At 42.4% G+C, this 17,273-nt stretch carries 15 protein-coding genes; 13 read left to right on the top strand and 2 right to left on the bottom strand.

Annotated elements, in window-relative coordinates; translation table 11 throughout:
- Nucleotides 1-152 precede the first annotated feature (152 nt).
- Nucleotides 153-1,148, bottom strand: coding sequence for a DUF3445 domain-containing protein (locus tag IQ259_RS01895; protein WP_193880123.1), 996 nt, complete (start codon nucleotides 1,146-1,148; stop codon nucleotides 153-155).
- A 286-nt stretch (nucleotides 1,149-1,434) separates the two neighbouring features.
- Here IQ259_RS01895 and cysE point away from each other — a divergent pair, with 286 nt between their 5' ends.
- From cysE to IQ259_RS01880, 3 genes are all read left to right on the top strand, one after another.
- Complete coding sequence (gene cysE / locus IQ259_RS01890; protein ID WP_193880064.1) at nucleotides 1,435-2,199, top strand: serine O-acetyltransferase; 765 nt, start codon at nucleotides 1,435-1,437, stop codon at nucleotides 2,197-2,199.
- Between the two features lie 580 nt (nucleotides 2,200-2,779).
- Nucleotides 2,780-2,989: a type II toxin-antitoxin system HicB family antitoxin gene (locus IQ259_RS01885; RefSeq protein ID WP_193880060.1), complete on the top strand. Its 210-nt coding sequence runs from the start codon at nucleotides 2,780-2,782 to the stop codon at nucleotides 2,987-2,989.
- Nucleotides 2,982-3,209, top strand: coding sequence for a type II toxin-antitoxin system HicA family toxin (locus IQ259_RS01880; protein WP_193880056.1), 228 nt, complete (start codon nucleotides 2,982-2,984; stop codon nucleotides 3,207-3,209). Before IQ259_RS01885 ends, IQ259_RS01880 begins: the two co-directional genes overlap by 8 nt.
- 125 nt (nucleotides 3,210-3,334) lie before the next feature.
- Here IQ259_RS01880 and IQ259_RS01875 read toward each other — a convergent pair whose 3' ends face one another.
- Nucleotides 3,335-3,913 carry an Npun_F5749 family FMN-dependent PPOX-type flavoprotein gene (locus IQ259_RS01875; RefSeq protein WP_193880052.1) on the bottom strand — a complete coding sequence of 193 codons (579 nt, stop codon included), beginning with the start codon at nucleotides 3,911-3,913 and terminating at the stop codon, nucleotides 3,335-3,337.
- 124 nt (nucleotides 3,914-4,037) lie between these two features.
- Between IQ259_RS01875 and nrdJ the strand changes: the two genes are divergently transcribed.
- The 10 genes from nrdJ (at nucleotide 4,038) to IQ259_RS01825 (ending at nucleotide 17,257) form a co-directional block, all read left to right on the top strand.
- Nucleotides 4,038-7,304, top strand: coding sequence for a ribonucleoside-triphosphate reductase, adenosylcobalamin-dependent (nrdJ, locus tag IQ259_RS01870; RefSeq protein ID WP_193880049.1), 3,267 nt, complete (start codon nucleotides 4,038-4,040; stop codon nucleotides 7,302-7,304).
- 118 nt (nucleotides 7,305-7,422) lie between these two features.
- The gene (locus IQ259_RS01865) at nucleotides 7,423-7,641 is read left to right on the top strand and encodes a hypothetical protein (RefSeq protein ID WP_193880044.1); all 219 of its coding nucleotides are present in this window, start codon (nucleotides 7,423-7,425) and stop codon (nucleotides 7,639-7,641) included.
- 479 nt (nucleotides 7,642-8,120) lie between these two features.
- Nucleotides 8,121-8,420: an RNA-binding protein gene (locus IQ259_RS01860; RefSeq protein ID WP_193880040.1), complete on the top strand. Its 300-nt coding sequence runs from the start codon at nucleotides 8,121-8,123 to the stop codon at nucleotides 8,418-8,420.
- Nucleotides 8,421-8,928: 508 nt separating this feature from the next.
- The gene (fbp, locus tag IQ259_RS01855) at nucleotides 8,929-9,978 is read left to right on the top strand and encodes a class 1 fructose-bisphosphatase (RefSeq protein WP_193880035.1); all 1,050 of its coding nucleotides are present in this window, start codon (nucleotides 8,929-8,931) and stop codon (nucleotides 9,976-9,978) included.
- Between the two features lie 296 nt (nucleotides 9,979-10,274).
- Nucleotides 10,275-11,447: a transaldolase gene (tal, locus tag IQ259_RS01850; protein WP_193880032.1), complete on the top strand. Its 1,173-nt coding sequence runs from the start codon at nucleotides 10,275-10,277 to the stop codon at nucleotides 11,445-11,447.
- A gap of 123 nt (nucleotides 11,448-11,570) precedes the next feature.
- Nucleotides 11,571-13,100 (top strand): glucose-6-phosphate dehydrogenase, encoded by a 1,530-nt coding sequence (gene zwf / locus IQ259_RS01845; RefSeq protein WP_193880027.1) that lies wholly within the window; start codon nucleotides 11,571-11,573, stop codon nucleotides 13,098-13,100.
- Nucleotides 13,101-13,198: 98 nt separating this feature from the next.
- Nucleotides 13,199-14,569, top strand: coding sequence for a glucose-6-phosphate dehydrogenase assembly protein OpcA (opcA, locus tag IQ259_RS01840; RefSeq protein WP_193880022.1), 1,371 nt, complete (start codon nucleotides 13,199-13,201; stop codon nucleotides 14,567-14,569).
- Nucleotides 14,570-14,745: 176 nt separating this feature from the next.
- Nucleotides 14,746-15,267, top strand: a complete 522-nt coding sequence (locus IQ259_RS01835; protein ID WP_193880017.1) for an SLATT domain-containing protein — start codon at nucleotides 14,746-14,748, stop codon at nucleotides 15,265-15,267.
- Nucleotides 15,268-15,376: 109 nt separating this feature from the next.
- Complete coding sequence (locus IQ259_RS01830; protein WP_193880013.1) at nucleotides 15,377-16,393, top strand: iron ABC transporter permease; 1,017 nt, start codon at nucleotides 15,377-15,379, stop codon at nucleotides 16,391-16,393.
- A gap of 87 nt (nucleotides 16,394-16,480) precedes the next feature.
- A complete protein-coding gene (locus IQ259_RS01825) occupies nucleotides 16,481-17,257 on the top strand; it encodes an ABC transporter ATP-binding protein (protein WP_193880010.1) in 777 nt (258 codons plus the stop codon).
- Nucleotides 17,258-17,273: the final 16 nt, after the last annotated feature.

Raw genomic sequence — 17,273 nt, 5'->3', positions numbered from 1 at the left:
CTAATTCACATTTGTTACTGGGATTCAATCATTTAATTGCAGCCATGAATCAATTTAAACCCTTTTATGCTTCTGGATGATTTAGCTCCTGAACTACTTGCTTATTCCGGAAAGTGACAGAAGAGGGATAATAAATGCTGTCATCCAGTAGTTCAAACTTCGTTGAGCCAACGTAAAATACTAGCTTTGCTATCTGCTAAACCTTTATAAATCAGTGACTCTGGTGACATAGACTCAATTGCAGCACACAGCTTAACCCGTAACAGTGTATCTTTTTTGAGCAAAGTACAATCTCTGAAATAAGTACGAATAGTAAATAATGCTGCTTCATACTCCGGGAGTCCCCAAATTACTTGTCGCTCAATTCGCAAGTAAAGTTTGGGATTGCGAGGATCAAAGTTTCTACCTTGCCACTGGCTAACTAACAAACCAGATGGTGGTTCAGGATGGTGATTTAGGCGAATGTCGGTACTCAAACCCCAAGCAAAGCGCACCATTGGTTTACAGTTAATCATCGTATTAACGATCGCATCTGCCCGGCGATTAATTTTTTCCATACCTGCGACAGGTGTATGTATTGCTGCAAAATTTTTACCGATTTTTTCCTCAGCTGACCAATGATTGGGATAACACAAATGAACTGCACTTAGCCAATTACAATCATCATTACCAGAGCAGATAACTGTGATATCTTCTTGTACCTGCGCTGCTAAAGCATCGAGGGTAGAAGTGTAAGCTGGAAAAACTGAACTACCTTCGACTCGTTGTAACTGCCAGTCTGCATCTAGATAAAGTATTTCTTTGGTGAGTTGGCTATAAAATATCAAGGTATTAGCCGTTGATTTTTGGTAGTCAAAGTATTGTGGATGCTCTTGGGTGAGGCGCTCAATTATCAAACGAGCGATCGCACCTGCCACAGTCCTAGAATAATTATGAGTCTGGTAATATTTACTCAACCGTTCTGCACGGGCTAAAAGTTTAGCCTGGCGGTAAGAGGCAAAATTTTCATCGATTTGAAACACTTGCCCATCAGCTTGACCATTACCGAGACATGCGCCAAACGCCATCATCCCTGGCTTGACTTCGTAGCGTCCGTTCATCAGGGGGAAGTAGCAAGCCGGACTATTAAAAGTTTCGACTTTCTGCATTTCCACAAGCCAGTTATTTAAACAAGTGCCATTATCGATGTTTGCATACAAATCAAATTTTTACATCAACCCACATTCCCCATGTAGGGTCTGCTGAATAATGGCCTCTGGATTCTTCACGAGCCGAATCAGCTAATAAACTGTATTTATAGAAATGAGTGAATCATCACAAGCGATGTCTAACGACAAGCCGCGAGCGTCTACGCTCAAGTAGGAAAATCTTAAGTCGCACTGAAAAAGATAATATGGTAGGGTAGCTCGTTTTGCTTTCCGAGGGTACTATTGCGTGCTATCTACTCTACGTGCCGATTTTCGCATCATATTTGAACGTGACCCAGCCGCCCGTAACTGGTTAGAGGTATTGGTTTGTTACCCTGGTTTGCAAGCCTTGCTTTTCCATCGGCTGGCTCACTGGCTACATCATCTTGGTCTGCCTTTTTTCCCCCGCTTCATTTCTCACCTATCTCGGTTTTTGACTGGGATCGAAATCCACCCAGGCGCAACAGTGGGGCAAGGAGTATTTATTGACCACGGGATGGGTGTGGTGATTGGTGAAACTGCGATCGTGGGGGATTATGCTCTGATTTATCAAGGTGTCACTTTGGGCGGTACTGGTAAACAAACTGGCAAACGTCACCCAACTGTAGGTGAAAATGTCGTAGTTGGTGCTGGTGCAAAGGTACTGGGCAATATTCAGGTTGGTAATAACGTTCGCATTGGCGCTGGCTCAGTTGTCCTCAGAGATGTGCCTTCTGATTGTACCGTTGTGGGTATTCCTGGTCGGATTGTCTATCGTTCAGGAGTGCGGGTTGCACCCCTAGAACACAGTAACTTACCTGACTCTGAAGCCGAAGTAATTCGCGCTTTAGTCGATCGCATTGAAGCTTTAGAACAACAAATCCAAACCATACAACACCTCCAACCAGCGGCTAAAACTCCTGTTTTAGTTGGTTGTGTAGCTGTCAACGAGCCGGAACCAAAACCAGAAGCTCCTTTATGTAGCCTTAGAGATAAAGCCATACAAGAATTTCTCGATGGCGCAGGTATTTAGACTAGCTCGACTGCGTTATACATCTGCGAAAAATTAAGACCTCAGTTTTCTTTGTAATCAGCGTATTTTCAGCAGTAATCGTCGAGCCATTTTAAACAGGACTTACGCAAAAATTCCCAAAAAGCTTAATTTATCTAACCACCAAGTCACCTTCTCGTAGCGTCTCGAAGAGAAGAACGCCAAGAAATTATAGAGTCAGCGTAAGTCCTATTAAATAAAAAACTCTAATTAGGAGGCTATTGGTACGAAGCCCTTCAAAGGATGGAATTTGACCAATGTAAATCAGAGTACAGCCAGTTTTCAGTTAATGAAAAAGAGCGATTAAAAGGGGATGATATTTATGATGCTAATAGCTACGCTGAAAGAAAACTCGGTCGAAAAAGAAACTGAAAAAATAGAATAGAAAGTTTGCGTACTCGCTATTCTTTCTTGAGCAAAAGTGTGAGCTTCGCCTATCTTGTAGTGCGATCACTATTTTTAGGTTAGGTTAATGATAAGGAAACATAACAGTTTTCTAACTGATTGATAAGGAAACAGTGATGTTATGATTTTCAGAGCAAGCCTTAGATGATAAGACACTATGAAAAATCGCATCTTTACAGTTATTTTGTATAAAGAAGATGATGTGTACATTGCTGAATGCCCAGAAGTGGGTACAGTAGATCAAGGGGAAACAATTGAACAAGCGATCGCTGGCCTGAAAGAAGCCACACGGCTTTACTTAGAGGAATTTCCCTTACCAGAAACATCTCCTAGATTTGTGACCAGCATTGAAGTTAGTTATGCCTAAGCTACCACGAATCCCGAGTAGGGATGCAATTCGATCCCTTGAGCGTTTAGGCTTCGAGCAAGTTCGTCAAACAGGTAGCCATGTTGTGATGAAGAAAAAAAGTCAAGAGGGTGAAATTGGCTGTATTGTGCCTATACATAGAGAACTGAAAGTTGGCACATTAAGTGGAATTCTGAAACAAGCGCAAGTCACAGTCGAAGAGTTTATTGATAGTTTGTGATGTCTAACAAATCATTGCACCCGACCCCATTATAGACTACTTGTAATCATCCAAAGTTACTAAAGGATTGAGCTTTGCAGAGTAAAGATTACAATTCTTCCTCTGCTTCCCCTACCTCCTGCGTTCTAAGGATTAACTTCTACACAAAACCACTCTTGATTTTCATCAAGTTGATAAATACTTCTATTTTGCGGTTCGCCCCGCAACTCTAAATGATCTACCTGCACGGGATCAAGTAATAATAAGCAAAAATTTGGTACAGGTTGCAAGGGGTCGGGTGCTGATGTTGTAAAAGCTTCTGGTGAAGTGTCTCTGTATTTACCAGGATGAGGCCAAGCAAATTGTAACCTTGCGGTATCACTTAGTTGTTGCCAAGCAGTGAGGCGGGCTGATTGTTGTTCATAATCATCACTGTCCACCAAAATCAAGCAGCCAGAAATGCGAAATTGTTCTCGCGTGTTGGGGAAATACCAGCAGACTTCCGCCCAAGGTTGTGTTTTTATCTGGTCAACTTTATCGCTGCGGGTGTCGGTAATAAATTTTAGCTTATTGGTATCTTTGAGAAAGTCACGAAAGACGACAGTCCGGTTAGCAGGGCGATGATCTGCCCGGACTGTAGCCAGTTGTAGGTAACGAGCATAAACAAGACTACGGTTGCGATGCAGGGCGCGAGCGATCGCACCCCGCCAAGGAGCAAGAGACATTGTATAGTTTTAAGGCAATTGATACAGCTACAGGAGTAGCGCAAAGTGGAAAATTTTGCAATCTTTTATCCTCAACCTACTTGGCGTATAGTCGTAATCTATTCAAAAGCAACAATACTGGATTATGGTTCGAGAGCTTGAGAGAAAACTTCAGGGTGCTAGGTTTCCAGAAACTGCACCAGCAGCCAATCCTGTCTTTTTCAGGACGTACAGCCGCAGGACTGGGGCAGGACTGAGAGAATCTTATGAACAAGTGTGCGATCGCACTATTCAAGGTTTAATTGAGCTAGGTAAACTCAGCCCTGAAGAAATTGCCCTCCTAGAAAAGACACAACGCCAACTCAAAGCTTTGCCTAGTGGCCGTTGGCTGTGGGTAGGTGGTACAAATTGGATAACCAAACCCAAAAACTTTTCCGGCGGGTATAATTGCACCTCCACCAATCTTCAAGACTGGAAAGCCTTCGGTTTAATGATGGATTTAGCCATGATGGGCTGCGGTACAGGAGCCATCATCGAACCCCAATATATTAATCAATTGCCTCCCATCCGCAATCGTCTTCATGTCACTGTCCAAGGCGAAATCGGTAGCACTCCGAAAAACTTACGTCGTGAATTTACACAAACCCATATAGAAGGCAACAGCGTTACTATCCATGTTGGAGATAGCCGTGAAGGCTGGGTTGCATCTTATCAAACCCTTTTAGAGCTTTCCACGGATGAAAGATTTGCTGGTGAGATAGAAGTATTAGTTGATGTTAATGATGTGCGTCAAGCCGGGGAAACCCTGAGCGGTTTTGGCGGCGTTGCTAATCCTGTGAAATTACCTGGATTGTATCAGCGTTGTGCAGCCATCCTGAATAAAGCTTTAGGGAGACAATTAAATTCTGTAGAATGCTGCTTATTAATTGATGAAGCTGCTGTAACAATTGTTGCAGGTAACATTAGGCGATCAGCTGGTATGCGTCAGTTTACTGCTGACGATGAACTAGGAGCTACTGCCAAAGATAACTTATGGCAACAAGACGAAAACGGCAACTGGCGCATTGATCCTGAGCGTGATGCTTTACGGATGGCAAATCATACCAGGGTGTTTCACCGCAAGCCAACATTAGAAGAAGCGATCGCAGCTGTTCGTAAACAATATTACAGTGGCGAAGGCGCTATTCAATGGGCTGGTGAAGCTGTAGCTAGAGCTAACATTGATTTGCTTTCTACCCAAGCATTGAAAAAAGAGTTTTTACAAGCTTACGAGCAAGGAACAGCTAAAGACTGGCTACAAAAACGTTATCCAGAAATGGATGCTAATGAATTAGAACATCGTTTGGGTAGATACGCTTTAAACCCATGTGGGGAAATCATAGGTGCTAATTTCCATTGTGTGAGTGGTGATACCTTACTCATCACTAAAGATGGAATGCACAAAATTAAAGATGTTGTTGGTAGTGAAATCGAAATCTGGAATGGTCAAAGATGGAGTAAAGTAGTACCGTTTCAAACAAGTAGAGAAAGCAAGCTATATCGAGTCCAATTTGCAGATGGTACTTACCTTGATGCAACTGAGTATCATCGCTTCTTTGTGAAAGATAGATTTAGCAAAGAATACAAAGAAGTCCAAACTAAGGACTTGATGGATGTTAGTAGATATGCTATTCATACTCAGCCTTTTACTATTCAGTATGAAAATGGTTTGAATATCGATTTAAGCTATGCTTACACTTTAGGTGTAGCAGTAGGAGATGGAACTACAGATAAACACAATAATGCCAAAGTTAGGCTATACGAAAATAAAGCAAGTTTATCTGTAACAGGTAATAAATCTCCTCAAAGAAACTATAGCTATTCACCTAATTTTACAGATGTCACAGATTTAGGCTTTTCTGGAGAATTTCTCAAAAGCTTAAAGACAAATCCCGAATCGCTGAACGTCATAGCTAGTTGGAACCGTCAAGCTATCTTGCATTTTATTGCTGGTTTAGCAGATACAGATGGCGCAAACACAAACAGCAATGGTATTAGGATTTACATTTCTGATTACGAACGTGCATATCGAGTTCAATTATTGCTAACTAAGTGTGGTATTCGCTCTTCGTTAAATCTTTTCGCTCACAAAGGAGCAGTAACTAATTATGGTGTACGCAATCAAGATTTGTACTACTTACAAATCACTGATTGTAGGAAAATTCCATGCCAACGCTTGGATGTAAGTAAAGGTTGTGACCCAAAATATAGAGGTAAATGGCAAGTAGTTAGAGGTGTTGAAGAATTACCCGGATTACACGATACTTACTGCTTTAACGAACCGGAATATCATAAAGGAGTTTTTGGTAATACTCTTACTGGAAACTGTAATTTGTCTGAGATTCATCTCAATCAAGTTGACCCTGATAACTATAAAGAACAAGAGGAAGCTTTCACGGCTGGGGCATTATCTGTAGCAGCACTTTTGAATCATCAATTTTTAGAACCGCGCTATCAATACAGTCGGGAATTAGACCCAATTGTGGGAGTTTCTTTTACTGGTTTATTTGATTTCTTTGTCCATGCTTTTGGTGTGGACTGGTTGCGCTGGTGGGCAGAAGGTAGACCTGCAACACCCCAAGGGTTAGCATTTAAGCACCAAGAAGAAAAATATCTCAGCTTTTGGAAAGAAGTAGTACATAAAGCTGTGTGGGATTATTGCGATCGCCATCAACTCAAACGTCCCAATCGTTGCACAACAGTCCAACCCAGTGGCACTAAATCTCTGTTAACTGGCGCTAGTTCTGGTTGGCATCCACCGAAAGCCCAGAGATTTATTCGTCGGATTACTTTCCGCAAAAATGACCCAGTAGCCTTAGCTTGTATCGACTATGGCTACAATGTCATCCCCTCCCAAACTGACAAAGATGAACAAGGTAATTTGTTGAACGATCCCTTTGATCCCCGCGTTAGTGAATGGCTAGTGGAAATTCCTGTTGCGGTACCTTGGGCTGATTTACCTGGTGCTGATCAAATTGATGTTGCTCAGTTCTCTGTCTTAGCTCAATTTGATTTCGTCATGCAAGTTCAACGGCATTACGTAACACACAACACATCCGCTACATTAGAACTGCGGGGAGATGAAGTTGAGCCTTTAGGACAGAAAATTTACGAAGCCATCCAAAATGATCAGGGTTACATCTCCGCTGCGCTTTTAGCCCGGTTTGACGATTTGCAATCATTCCCTCGCTTACCCTTTGAGCCAATAGATAAAGCAACTTACGAGCATTTGTCTCAAGAAGTGCAAGCACGACGCAAAACAGATGATTTCTGTGCTGTCCTCAGCCGCTACGATTCTGGTGAGTTAACTGAGGCTGGCCCCAGTGGTTGTGATTCTGACAAGTGTATGTTCCCAGATCAACAACCAAACTAGGAACTTCTAAAGTATGAAGTATAAATTTCATACTTCATACTTCACACTTCATACTTTTCACTGCGTTACGATTGATAAAAAAGTAATAATTTCTTATGGCAGTGCCAGGGGATGTTGTATGTTTCTTGATGAATTATCACCAATATTTAAAGAGTTAACTCAGCACCCAGTCTCATTTCTCGGTGGGTTTTTCTCTGGTGTGCTGCGACTTAACCTTAAGGATGATCCTGTTAAAAGCTGGCTGGAGCAACATCGAGGCTCAACTGGCTACACCACTTCCATAACTGAGGCTAATAATGGCAAAGCTACTGGCCCGCAGACAATTTCAATTGAATAAATTGAGCGCTAATTTCAAATCCAATTAATTATTCTGTACCTGCAACTCCTACTCTCTTAGGTTAAGGCGAGTTGCAGGTCTATTTTTTATATTCACCAGATTTTGTGAGTCGATCTGCAATATTAAAGATTAATTATGTCAGTGTATAGATGAATTGACTTAAAAATGGTAAAGAAAATTAGGCTATATTAACACAAAAAGTTTTATATAAAAATATATAAGATTGGCTTATTTCATGTTAATTGAGATTGTAGTATCCCATACTTTGAAAAATGTCACAATCAGTTATTATATGAGCGTAAGCGCAAGTTCAGCCGCATGGAAAGTTTAGTTGAAGTCACGCCAGCACCACGATTGCTGCCCTACAACATTCGCCATTAATGAAAATGAATCAGCAACGACAATGCAAGATTGAAGTTTGTTTAGATATGTTTTCTCGCTGAACTAATCGCTACTTATTGAAAATTACGTGATCCCACATGACTATTTACGTTGGAAATCTTTCCTACCGCGCTACTGAAGCAGATTTAAAAGCAGTATTTGCAGACTACGGCGAGGTCAAAAGAGTTGTCTTACCTACTGATCGTGAAACAGGGCGGATGCGGGGCTTTGCTTTTGTCGAAATGGAAGAAGACACTCAAGAAGATGCCGCAATTACCGAGTTAGATGGCGCAGAATGGATGGGCCGTCAACTTAGAGTCAACAAAGCAAAACCAAGAGAAGACAATCAACGAGATGATAGCCGACGAGGTAGTTGGGCAAAAAAACAAGAAATTTAAACAAGGCGGGAGTTAATAATAGCAAATTGTTTACCAATTAAGCAAGAATTTAACTTGCTGAAATTGTCTCTAGTTAATTTCAGCAGTGAGGAGCCATAACTAAAGCAGACTTGATATATCAACCAATTCTGTAGTAAACGGCTGTAAGTATTAAGCAATACAAGAAAACCATACCCGGCTGTTGTGAACAGACTAATTTCACAACTAGTCGGTTTTTTACGGATGGATCTGGATTTGAGGTTATATTGCAAACCTTTGTATATAGTGAAAAACTTGGCGTGAATAAGTTTAAGATTGTGTATCAGATTAAGTAAATCTACCTGCTCCATTAGCCAACTATATTTTTCTGCCTTGGTAAATTCAGCAAAAACTTATCCATTTCTTTAGTTTATCTAAAGCCACATCCAGGTTGTCAAATTACCTTTCTAAGATAGAAACAGCAGCTATAAGTTGCTACGCATGAATTTACCAACCCAACTACCAGCCAGTCGCTAGGGAGAATTCAAAAATGGCTAAAGCGCCAGAATCTCTAGAGTTGCCGATCAACGATACTACAGACAAAAGCTTAGATCGTGATTGTACAACCTTATCCCGTCATGTCCTTCAGCAACTTCAGAGTTTTTCACCTGATGCACAGGATTTGAGCGCGTTGATGAATCGCATTGCCCTTGCAGGTAAATTAATTGCCCGTCACCTGAGCCGTGCAGGCTTAATGGAAGGTGTTCTTGGATTTACTGGGGATGTGAATGTCCAAGGAGAATCCGTCAAAAAGATGGATGTTTATGCCAATGATGTATTTATCTCGGTTTTTAAGCAAAGTGGCTTAGTGTGTCGCCTAGCTTCCGAAGAAATGGACGACCCTTATTACATCCCCGAAAACTGTCCTATAGGCCGCTATACCTTGTTGTATGACCCAATAGATGGTTCCTCTAACACCGATACCAATCTCAGTTTGGGGTCAATTTTTGCCATTCGTCAACAAGAAGGAAACGATACTGACGGTTTAGCCACTGATTTACTCACTAATGGACGCAAGCAAATTGCGGCTGGATACATCCTCTATGGGCCTAGCACCATGCTGGTTTATAGTATAGGTAAAGGAGTTCATTCATTTACCCTTGATCCCAGCCTTGGTGAGTTTATTCTTACCGAAGAAAATATCAGGATTCCTAACAGCGGTTCTGTTTATAGTGTGAATGAAGGGAATTTCTGGCAGTGGGAAGAGTCAATTAGAGAATATGTTCGGTACGTCCATCGTACGGAAGGCTACTCGGCTCGCTATAGCGGAGCGATGGTGAGTGACATCCATAGAATACTAGTTCAAGGCGGTGTATTTCTCTACCCAGGCACGATTCAAAAACCAGAAGGCAAATTGCGCTTACTGTATGAATCTGCTCCACTAGCCTTTTTGATTGAACAAGCAGGTGGTCGTGCTACCACTGGACTAGTAGAAATCTTAGACGTAGTACCCAAAAAACTCCACCAGCGCACACCTTTGATTATTGGTAGCAAAGAGTCTGTGGCCAAAGTCGAGTCTTTTATTCAAAACGGTCACTAAGGTTAAGGAGGCAGGAGGTAGTGGTTCAACTGCGCTCACCAACTAAGCAGAAGGCAGAAGTAAATATATTAGTCAGCACTTTTAACTATTTCTTAGCGTGAAGTTATTTTTGCCGTGCTTTACTAATGTCTGCTTGGGATGAGGGAGAGAAAATATCACTACTGCAAGATGAGTAGTGATTATTTCAGCTGGTCGATGCGATAAGTGATTGGCAAAGCCAAAATGCAAAGGTCACCATCACAGGATGGATTGCCAAGTTCACTTGGAGACATCATAAAATGGAGGGAACTATAGCTATGGCCACCAATCATCTACAGGAGATTAAACAATACGGTCAAAGTATTTGGATGGATAATTTGACCCGCGACATCATCCAATCAGGGGAATTGAAAAACCTGGTGGAAAATCAAGGTATCTCCGGGATCACCTCGAACCCAGCGATTTTTGAAAAAGCGATGTCTGGCGACAAGGCGCAAGGCGCCAACGCCAACAATGCGATTTATGATGCGGATATAGAAGCGGGAGTTCGCGCTGGATTACCAACCTATAAAATTTACGAATCTTTAGTTTTTGCAGATATCCGCAGTGCTGCTGACATTCTGCGCCCCGCATACGAGGCTTCAAATGGACTAGATGGTTATGTGAGTATCGAAGTCCCACCAACCATCGCTGATGATACTCAAGCCACCATCAACGAAGCTCGCCGCTATTTCCAAGAAATTGGACGGGAAAATATCATGATTAAAATTCCCGGTACAGAATCAGGTTTACCCGCTGTCGAACAGGTAATAGCCGACGGAATTAACGTCAACATCACTCTGCTATTTTCTGTCCAAAGTTACATCAATACAGCAGCGGCTTATCTGCGTGGCTTAGAAAAACGCCTAGCTGAGGATAAAGACATCAGCAAAATTGCTTCTGTTGCCAGCTTTTTCCTCAGTCGAATTGATAGCAACATTGACGCAAAAATCGATGCTAAATTGCAGCGTGGCGTTGATGATATCAATGTTGAAGCCAAACTCAGAACCGTTAAAGGCAAAGTAGCGATCGCTAACGCCAAGATAGCTTATCAAGAATACAAACAAATTATCAAGAGCGATCGCTGGCAAGCCCTGGCAGCCAAAGGGGCAAAAGTCCAACGGTTACTTTGGGCTAGTACCAGCACCAAAGACCCAAACTACAGCGATGTCATGTATGTTGATGAGTTAATTGGCCGCGATACCGTTAACACCTTACCACCCTCGACAATAGCAGCTTGTCTTGACCACTGCGATGTAGGCGATCGTGTGGAAACAAGAGTTGAAGAAGCTTATCAACTAATCGAAAGCTTGAAAGATCCAGACATAAATATTGATATCAATGCCGTAATGGATGAACTGTTAATTGAAGGTATTGATAAATTCGTTCAACCTTTCAAGTCCTTGATGAACTCTTTAGAGAACAAAGTCAAGCTATTGTCACCTGTGTAGGAGCTAAAAAGCCTGAAGTCTGAAGGCTGAAGTCTGAAAGATAAACATACAAAAATAATTTCATACTTCATAATTCATACTTTTGCCTCTTTCCAAATCTCAAACCTAAGATCCGAAATTCCTATGGTCAGTCTGCTAGAAAATCCCTTGCGCGTTGGTCTACAACAGCAAGGGATGCCCGAACCCCAAATTATGGTTATCTTTGGCGCTTCCGGTGATCTTACCTGGCGCAAACTAGTTCCAGCATTATACAAATTACGACGGGAAAGGCGCATTCCCCCAGAAACCACCATTGTCGGTGTCGCACGTCGGGATTGGAGCCACGACTACTTCCGTGAACAAATGCGTAAAGGCATGGAAGAAGCACATGGTGGTGTCGAACTCAAAGAACTTTGGGAAGACTTCTCTCAAGGTTTGTTTTACTGTCCTGGTGACATAGATAACCCAGAAAGTTATCAAAAACTAAAAAACTTATTGGGCGAATTAGACGAAAAACGAGGTACGCGCGGCAACCGCATGTTCTACCTTTCCGTCGCTCCCAACTTCTTCCCCGAAGCTATCCGGCAACTAGGGGAAAGCGGAATGCTAGACAACCCAGATAAACACCGCCTAGTAATTGAAAAGCCCTTTGGTAGGGACTTAGCTTCTGCCCAGAGCCTCAATATTATTGTGCAGAAGTATTGTAAAGAAAATCAAGTCTACCGCATTGACCACTACTTAGGTAAAGAAACCGTTCAAAACCTGTTAGTGTTCCGCTTTGCCAATGCGATTTTTGAACCATTGTGGAACCGCCAGTTTGTTGACCACGTACAAATTACCGTTGCAGAAACCGTAGGTGTAGAAGACCGGGCTGGTTACTATGAAAAAGCCGGCGCACTACGAGACATGTTGCAAAACCACTTGATGCAACTTTACTGCTTGACGGCAATGGAAGCACCCAACTCAATGGATGCTAACAGTATTCGTACAGAAAAAGTCAAAGTTCTCCAAGCTACCCGCCTAGCAGACATCCACAATTTGTCTCGTTCCGCGATCCGAGGTCAATATAGTGCTGGTTGGATGAAAGGACAATCAGTGGCAGGATATCACCAAGAACCAGGTGTTGATCCCAACTCCGGCACACCCACCTATGTAGCCATGAAATTCATGGTGGACAACTGGCGTTGGCAAGGTGTACCTTTTTACCTGCGGACTGGCAAACGGATGCCGAAAAAAGTCAGCGAAATTTCGATTCATTTCCGCGACGTTCCTTCTCGGATGTTCCAGTCTGCTGCTCAACAGAGAAACGCCAACGTTTTGGCAATGCGGATTCAACCCAACGAAGGAATTTCTTTGCGTTTTGACGTGAAAATGCCAGGGGCAGAATTCCGCACCCGTTCTGTAGATATGGACTTTAGCTACGGTTCCTTTGGCATTGCAGGTACTTCTGATGCCTACGATCGCCTCTTCCTAGATTGTATGATGGGCGACCAAACATTATTCACCAGGGCTGACGAAGTGGAAGCAGCTTGGCAAATAGTCACTCCCGCTCTTTCCGTTTGGGATGCGCCCACAGATCCAGCCACCATTCCCAAGTACGAAGCTGGGACTTGGGAACCCGCAGAAGCCGAATTGTTGATTAACCAAGACGGCCGTCGCTGGCGCAGACTGTAGAAGTATGAAGGCTGAAGGATGAAAAATAAAATTTCATACTTCATACTTCACACTTCATACTTCACACTTCATACTTCACACTTCATACTTCAATAGCTATGACCCAAGCTCCTACAATTTTTTCACTTCAAGCCCCTAAGGACATTTCGCTCACAGAAATCGAAGCGGAACTGAATCAAATTTGGCAAAGTTACGGTATTACAGGTGAAGATGGTGCGCTACCAGCTGCTACTCGTGCCACAACCTTTACCTTAGTGGTTTACGAACCAGAAGAAACCCAGTATCTATTAGCATCTCTGGGATTTTATAATGGCCCCATTGATGGGATTTTAGGGCCACAGACAGACGTAGCTCTAAGGTTAGCACAGCAAAAATACGAACTGCCAGAAACCGGCACTGCTACACCAGAAACTTTAGCGAAATTGCGAGAAGAATACGCCAAACGTCAAGGTAATGGAGCCGTTGCGGAAAATGGTAACGGTTCTTATAACGTCAGTGTCACCAGCCCCAGAATTGCTGATGAAATTGCTTTACGTAATCCCTGCCGGATCATTGCCTTGTGTCCGATCGCAGGTGAAGATGAAGGTGTAAAAGCCCAAGTTTCGGCTTACTGCCCTATCCAAAAGCAATCTTCTAGTACCCTCGTTTGTTGCGAATACATCACCCTTTCCGGTACAGCCTCGGCTTTGGAAAGAATCGGTGGCATGATTCCCGCATTATTAATTGGTGGTCTACCAAAATTCCTTTGGTGGAAAGCGACTCCAGACCCCAACAACATATTATTTAAGCGGCTGGCGGCAGTTTGCAACAACGTCATCGTTGATTCTTGCAATTTTAACGAGCCAGAAAGCGATTTACTGAGCTTACACGAGTTGGTAGAAACTAACGTACCCTTAGCTGACTTGAATTGGCGGCGTTTATCAGCATGGCAAGAATTGACAGCTGAAGCTTACGACCCACCCAATCGTCGCACGGCGTTAAAGGAAATTGACCGCGTCACAATTGACTATGAAAAAGGCAACCCTGCCCAAGCACTGCTATTTTTGGGTTGGTTGGCTAGTCGCTTAGATTGGATGCCAATTTCTTATCAACAGGAAAGCAACGATTACGACCTCACCCGCATTCGCTTTGTGGCTCAAGATCAAAAACAAATAGAAGCCGAGTTAGCCGGAGTTCCGGTTGCTGATGTCGGTGATATTATGGGTGACTTGATTGCCTTACGTCTAAGTTCCAGTAATCCCAAAGCAGACTGTAGCACAGTAATTTGCTCGGAAACTGGTGGTTGTATGCGGATGGAAACCCACGGTGGCGCTCAATCTGCTGGTTTGTTCCAACAAGTCAGTTCACTTTCAGAACAAAAAGCGGAAGCGCTACTGAGTCAACAGGTACAACGCTGGGGACGTGAGACGCTGTTTGAAGACAGCCTGGGACTTATTGCTCAAACACTGAAATTGAGAGTGAAGAGTTAGATTAGTCGATAAGTCAGACAATTTTCGCCTAAAGCCTCCCGATATCTCAAAATCTGGAGGCTTTTATGATTGGGGATAAATGAAATGAGCAATCGTACCGATACTTTCACTAAGGCTGTAATCCCTATTGGACATTTTAATTAAATTACTCTTTATACTTCAGAAATATAAGAAATATGAATATTTTAAAAGAAATAAAAGACTTAGAAAAAAATTCTAGACTTGTTAAAAACGCACATTTCCTTGCTGTTCAGCAAAAGCAGTATCAACATAGATTTTTAGGTGTATTAATTATAATAATAAACATTATAATTTTTTCTCCTTTTCTTGATTTAGTTATACCTAAATATTCCCCAATTACTGTGAAGTTTTTAGCTATTATTTCAGCCTCATTAGCTGGAGTTCAAACACTTTTTAATTATCAAAAAGATATAGAATTGCATTTAAGTGCTGGAGACAAATATGCAAACATCTATCATAAAGCCGGAGTTCTTTTAGCTAAAAATACAGATGGCTTAATACAGCAAGACGATTTTATTAAAGAATTTGAGGTTTTGTTTAAAGATTATCTTGACGCAAATACTCAGTATAAAGCATGTATTCCGTCCAATAATGACTTTGAAAAAGCAGAGCAAAAAATTAAACAGCGTAGTCAACGCAACACTTCGTCTGAAGTAGAACAGTTAGATGCAAAATAGTAGTTTAATTTTGTGCATAAGGTAGAATGACAGCGATGTCTTATGACAAGCCACTTCTCTACGAGAAGCTCCGCCAACGCGTCTACGCACCAGAGATAAACTTCTATTAATGAAAACCTTGTCACTAGCCGCTGTTACCAAAAACCGAATACTCTGGGCTGTTCTGCTCATTGGTACAGCGCTAATTATTACCCTAGCGCTTTCCCTTTCTCAAGGAGCAGTACCTCTAAATTTTGCTCAATTGTGGCAAGCCATTCTCCATCAAGGTGACTCCACCAATCAAACTATTATCTGGGATTTGCGTCTTCCCCGGATTATCGCCGCTGTGATTGTTGGTGCAGCTTTGGGTATGTCCGGCGCATTGCTGCAAGGAATGTTACGCAACAGCCTTGCTGACCCTTTTATTTTGGGAATTTCCGCAGGTGCAGGACTAATTGTGACTCTGATGATCACCTGGCAAGTCTTCCCCATCGCAATTCCCTTTGCAGCTTGGATAGGTGCAATTTTAACCTCAGCCGTGGTGATTTTTCTTGGTCGTGCGGGGTCAGGAATTTCCATTGAACGGTTAATTTTAGGCGGGGTAGCAGTCAGTTCTTTATTAGGTGCAGTCCAAAGTACATTGCTGTTACTCGCCGAAGATGGTCAAATTCAAGTCGCCTTGAGTTGGTTGGTGGGAAGCTTAAATGCACGGGGATGGAAAGAAGTTACCACTGCTGGGCCTTATATCATTGTGGCGTTACTTGGTGGATGGGTGTTGGCGCGGTCTGTGAATGTGCTGGCTTTGGGAGATGATTTAGCTGTTGGTTTGGGAGTATCATTAACGCGATCGCGCTTATTAATTGGTGGTGTTGCTACTTTATTAGCCGCAGGTGCAGTCAGCATCAGTGGTTTAATTGGGTTTGTCGGTTTGATCGTACCTCACGGAGTCCGTCTGCTTGTGGGTACAGACCACCGCTTTGTTTTGCCACTTTCAGCATTGGCGGGTGCATGGTTGCTCACCTTTGCAGATTTACTATCTAGATTGGGAGCCGTAGAACTACCAGTGGGTTCCGTTACGGCTTTGTTAGGTTCACCTTTATTTATCTGGTTGTTGTATCGTCGTTCTGCTGGATTGGGTAAATCTTAATACCATCGAACTTTCTTAATTACGAATTACGAATTACGTTAGCGCAGCGTTAGCGAGTCATCGAGCGTCATTACGAATTAATAGAAAATGCCTCTAGAACTGCAAAATCTTACTGGCGGTTACACCGCAGAACCAATTGTTCAAAATATTAACCTCACCTTGCAAACTGGAGAGTGGTTGAGTTTAGTTGGTGCTAATGGTTCTGGTAAATCTACATTACTCAAATTATTGAGTCGGATACTTGCACCACAACAAGGAATAGTATTACTTGATGGTAAAGCAATTCATGCTCAACCACCAAATGTAATAGCCCAAAAATTAGCCCTATTACCACAACAACAAACAGTTCCAGTTGGCTTAAGTGTTAGGCAGTTAGTGAGTTTAGGACGTACACCTCATCAACCTTGGTGGCAATGGGAATTAACAGTGCAAGATTGGCAAAAAGTTGATGCAGCAATTCAAAAAACCCAACTAGAAAATAAGTGCGATCGCCTAGTCGAACAACTATCAGGCGGTGAGAGACAACGAGCGTTTTTAGCTCTAGCGTTGGCACAAGAACCAAAGGTTTTATTATTAGATGAACCGACAACTTATTTAGATATTAACTATCAATTGCAATTATTAGAACTGCTGAAAAATTTAAATAAGCAGCAAGAATTAACTATAGTTACAGTTTTACATGAATTAAATTTAGCTGCACGATATAGTTCTCGCATTGCCTTATTAAAACAAGGTCAACTTTGGGGAATTGGTACACCTGAAGACGTGCTAACACCGCAGGCGATCGCACAAGTTTTTGGCGTAGAAGCTGTGATTATTCACACACCCGTTGGTTTACAGGTTTGTGCCATTTCTGCTGTGTAAAATCGTGTAAGTTTAC

This window comes from Fortiea sp. LEGE XX443, from assembly GCF_015206815.1.
Lineage (GTDB): Bacteria > Cyanobacteriota > Cyanobacteriia > Cyanobacteriales > Nostocaceae > Nostoc_B.
The sequence above is the reverse complement of the archived record's forward strand: the minus strand, read 5'-3'. Positions and strand labels throughout refer to the sequence as shown.

Bases quoted from the DNA above. Each gene is read 5' to 3' on its own strand.
- nrdJ (WP_193880049.1), top strand. From the start codon at position 4,038: ATGGTTCGAGAGCTTGAGAGAAAACTTCAGGGTGCTAGGTTTCCAGAA.
- IQ259_RS01895 (WP_193880123.1), bottom strand. From the start codon at position 1,148: ATGCAGAAAGTCGAAACTTTTAATAGTCCGGCTTGCTACTTCCCCCTG.
- IQ259_RS01875 (WP_193880052.1), bottom strand. From the start codon at position 3,913: ATGTCTCTTGCTCCTTGGCGGGGTGCGATCGCTCGCGCCCTGCATCGC.
- IQ259_RS01860 (WP_193880040.1), top strand. From the start codon at position 8,121: ATGACTATTTACGTTGGAAATCTTTCCTACCGCGCTACTGAAGCAGAT.
- IQ259_RS01865 (WP_193880044.1), top strand. From the start codon at position 7,423: ATGTTTCTTGATGAATTATCACCAATATTTAAAGAGTTAACTCAGCAC.
- IQ259_RS01835 (WP_193880017.1), top strand. From the start codon at position 14,746: ATGAATATTTTAAAAGAAATAAAAGACTTAGAAAAAAATTCTAGACTT.
- IQ259_RS01830 (WP_193880013.1), top strand. From the start codon at position 15,377: ATGAAAACCTTGTCACTAGCCGCTGTTACCAAAAACCGAATACTCTGG.
- opcA (WP_193880022.1), top strand. From the start codon at position 13,199: ATGACCCAAGCTCCTACAATTTTTTCACTTCAAGCCCCTAAGGACATT.
- fbp (WP_193880035.1), top strand. From the start codon at position 8,929: ATGGCTAAAGCGCCAGAATCTCTAGAGTTGCCGATCAACGATACTACA.
- IQ259_RS01880 (WP_193880056.1), top strand. From the start codon at position 2,982: ATGCCTAAGCTACCACGAATCCCGAGTAGGGATGCAATTCGATCCCTT.
- zwf (WP_193880027.1), top strand. From the start codon at position 11,571: ATGGTCAGTCTGCTAGAAAATCCCTTGCGCGTTGGTCTACAACAGCAA.
- IQ259_RS01825 (WP_193880010.1), top strand. From the start codon at position 16,481: ATGCCTCTAGAACTGCAAAATCTTACTGGCGGTTACACCGCAGAACCA.
- IQ259_RS01885 (WP_193880060.1), top strand. From the start codon at position 2,780: ATGAAAAATCGCATCTTTACAGTTATTTTGTATAAAGAAGATGATGTG.
- tal (WP_193880032.1), top strand. From the start codon at position 10,275: ATGGCCACCAATCATCTACAGGAGATTAAACAATACGGTCAAAGTATT.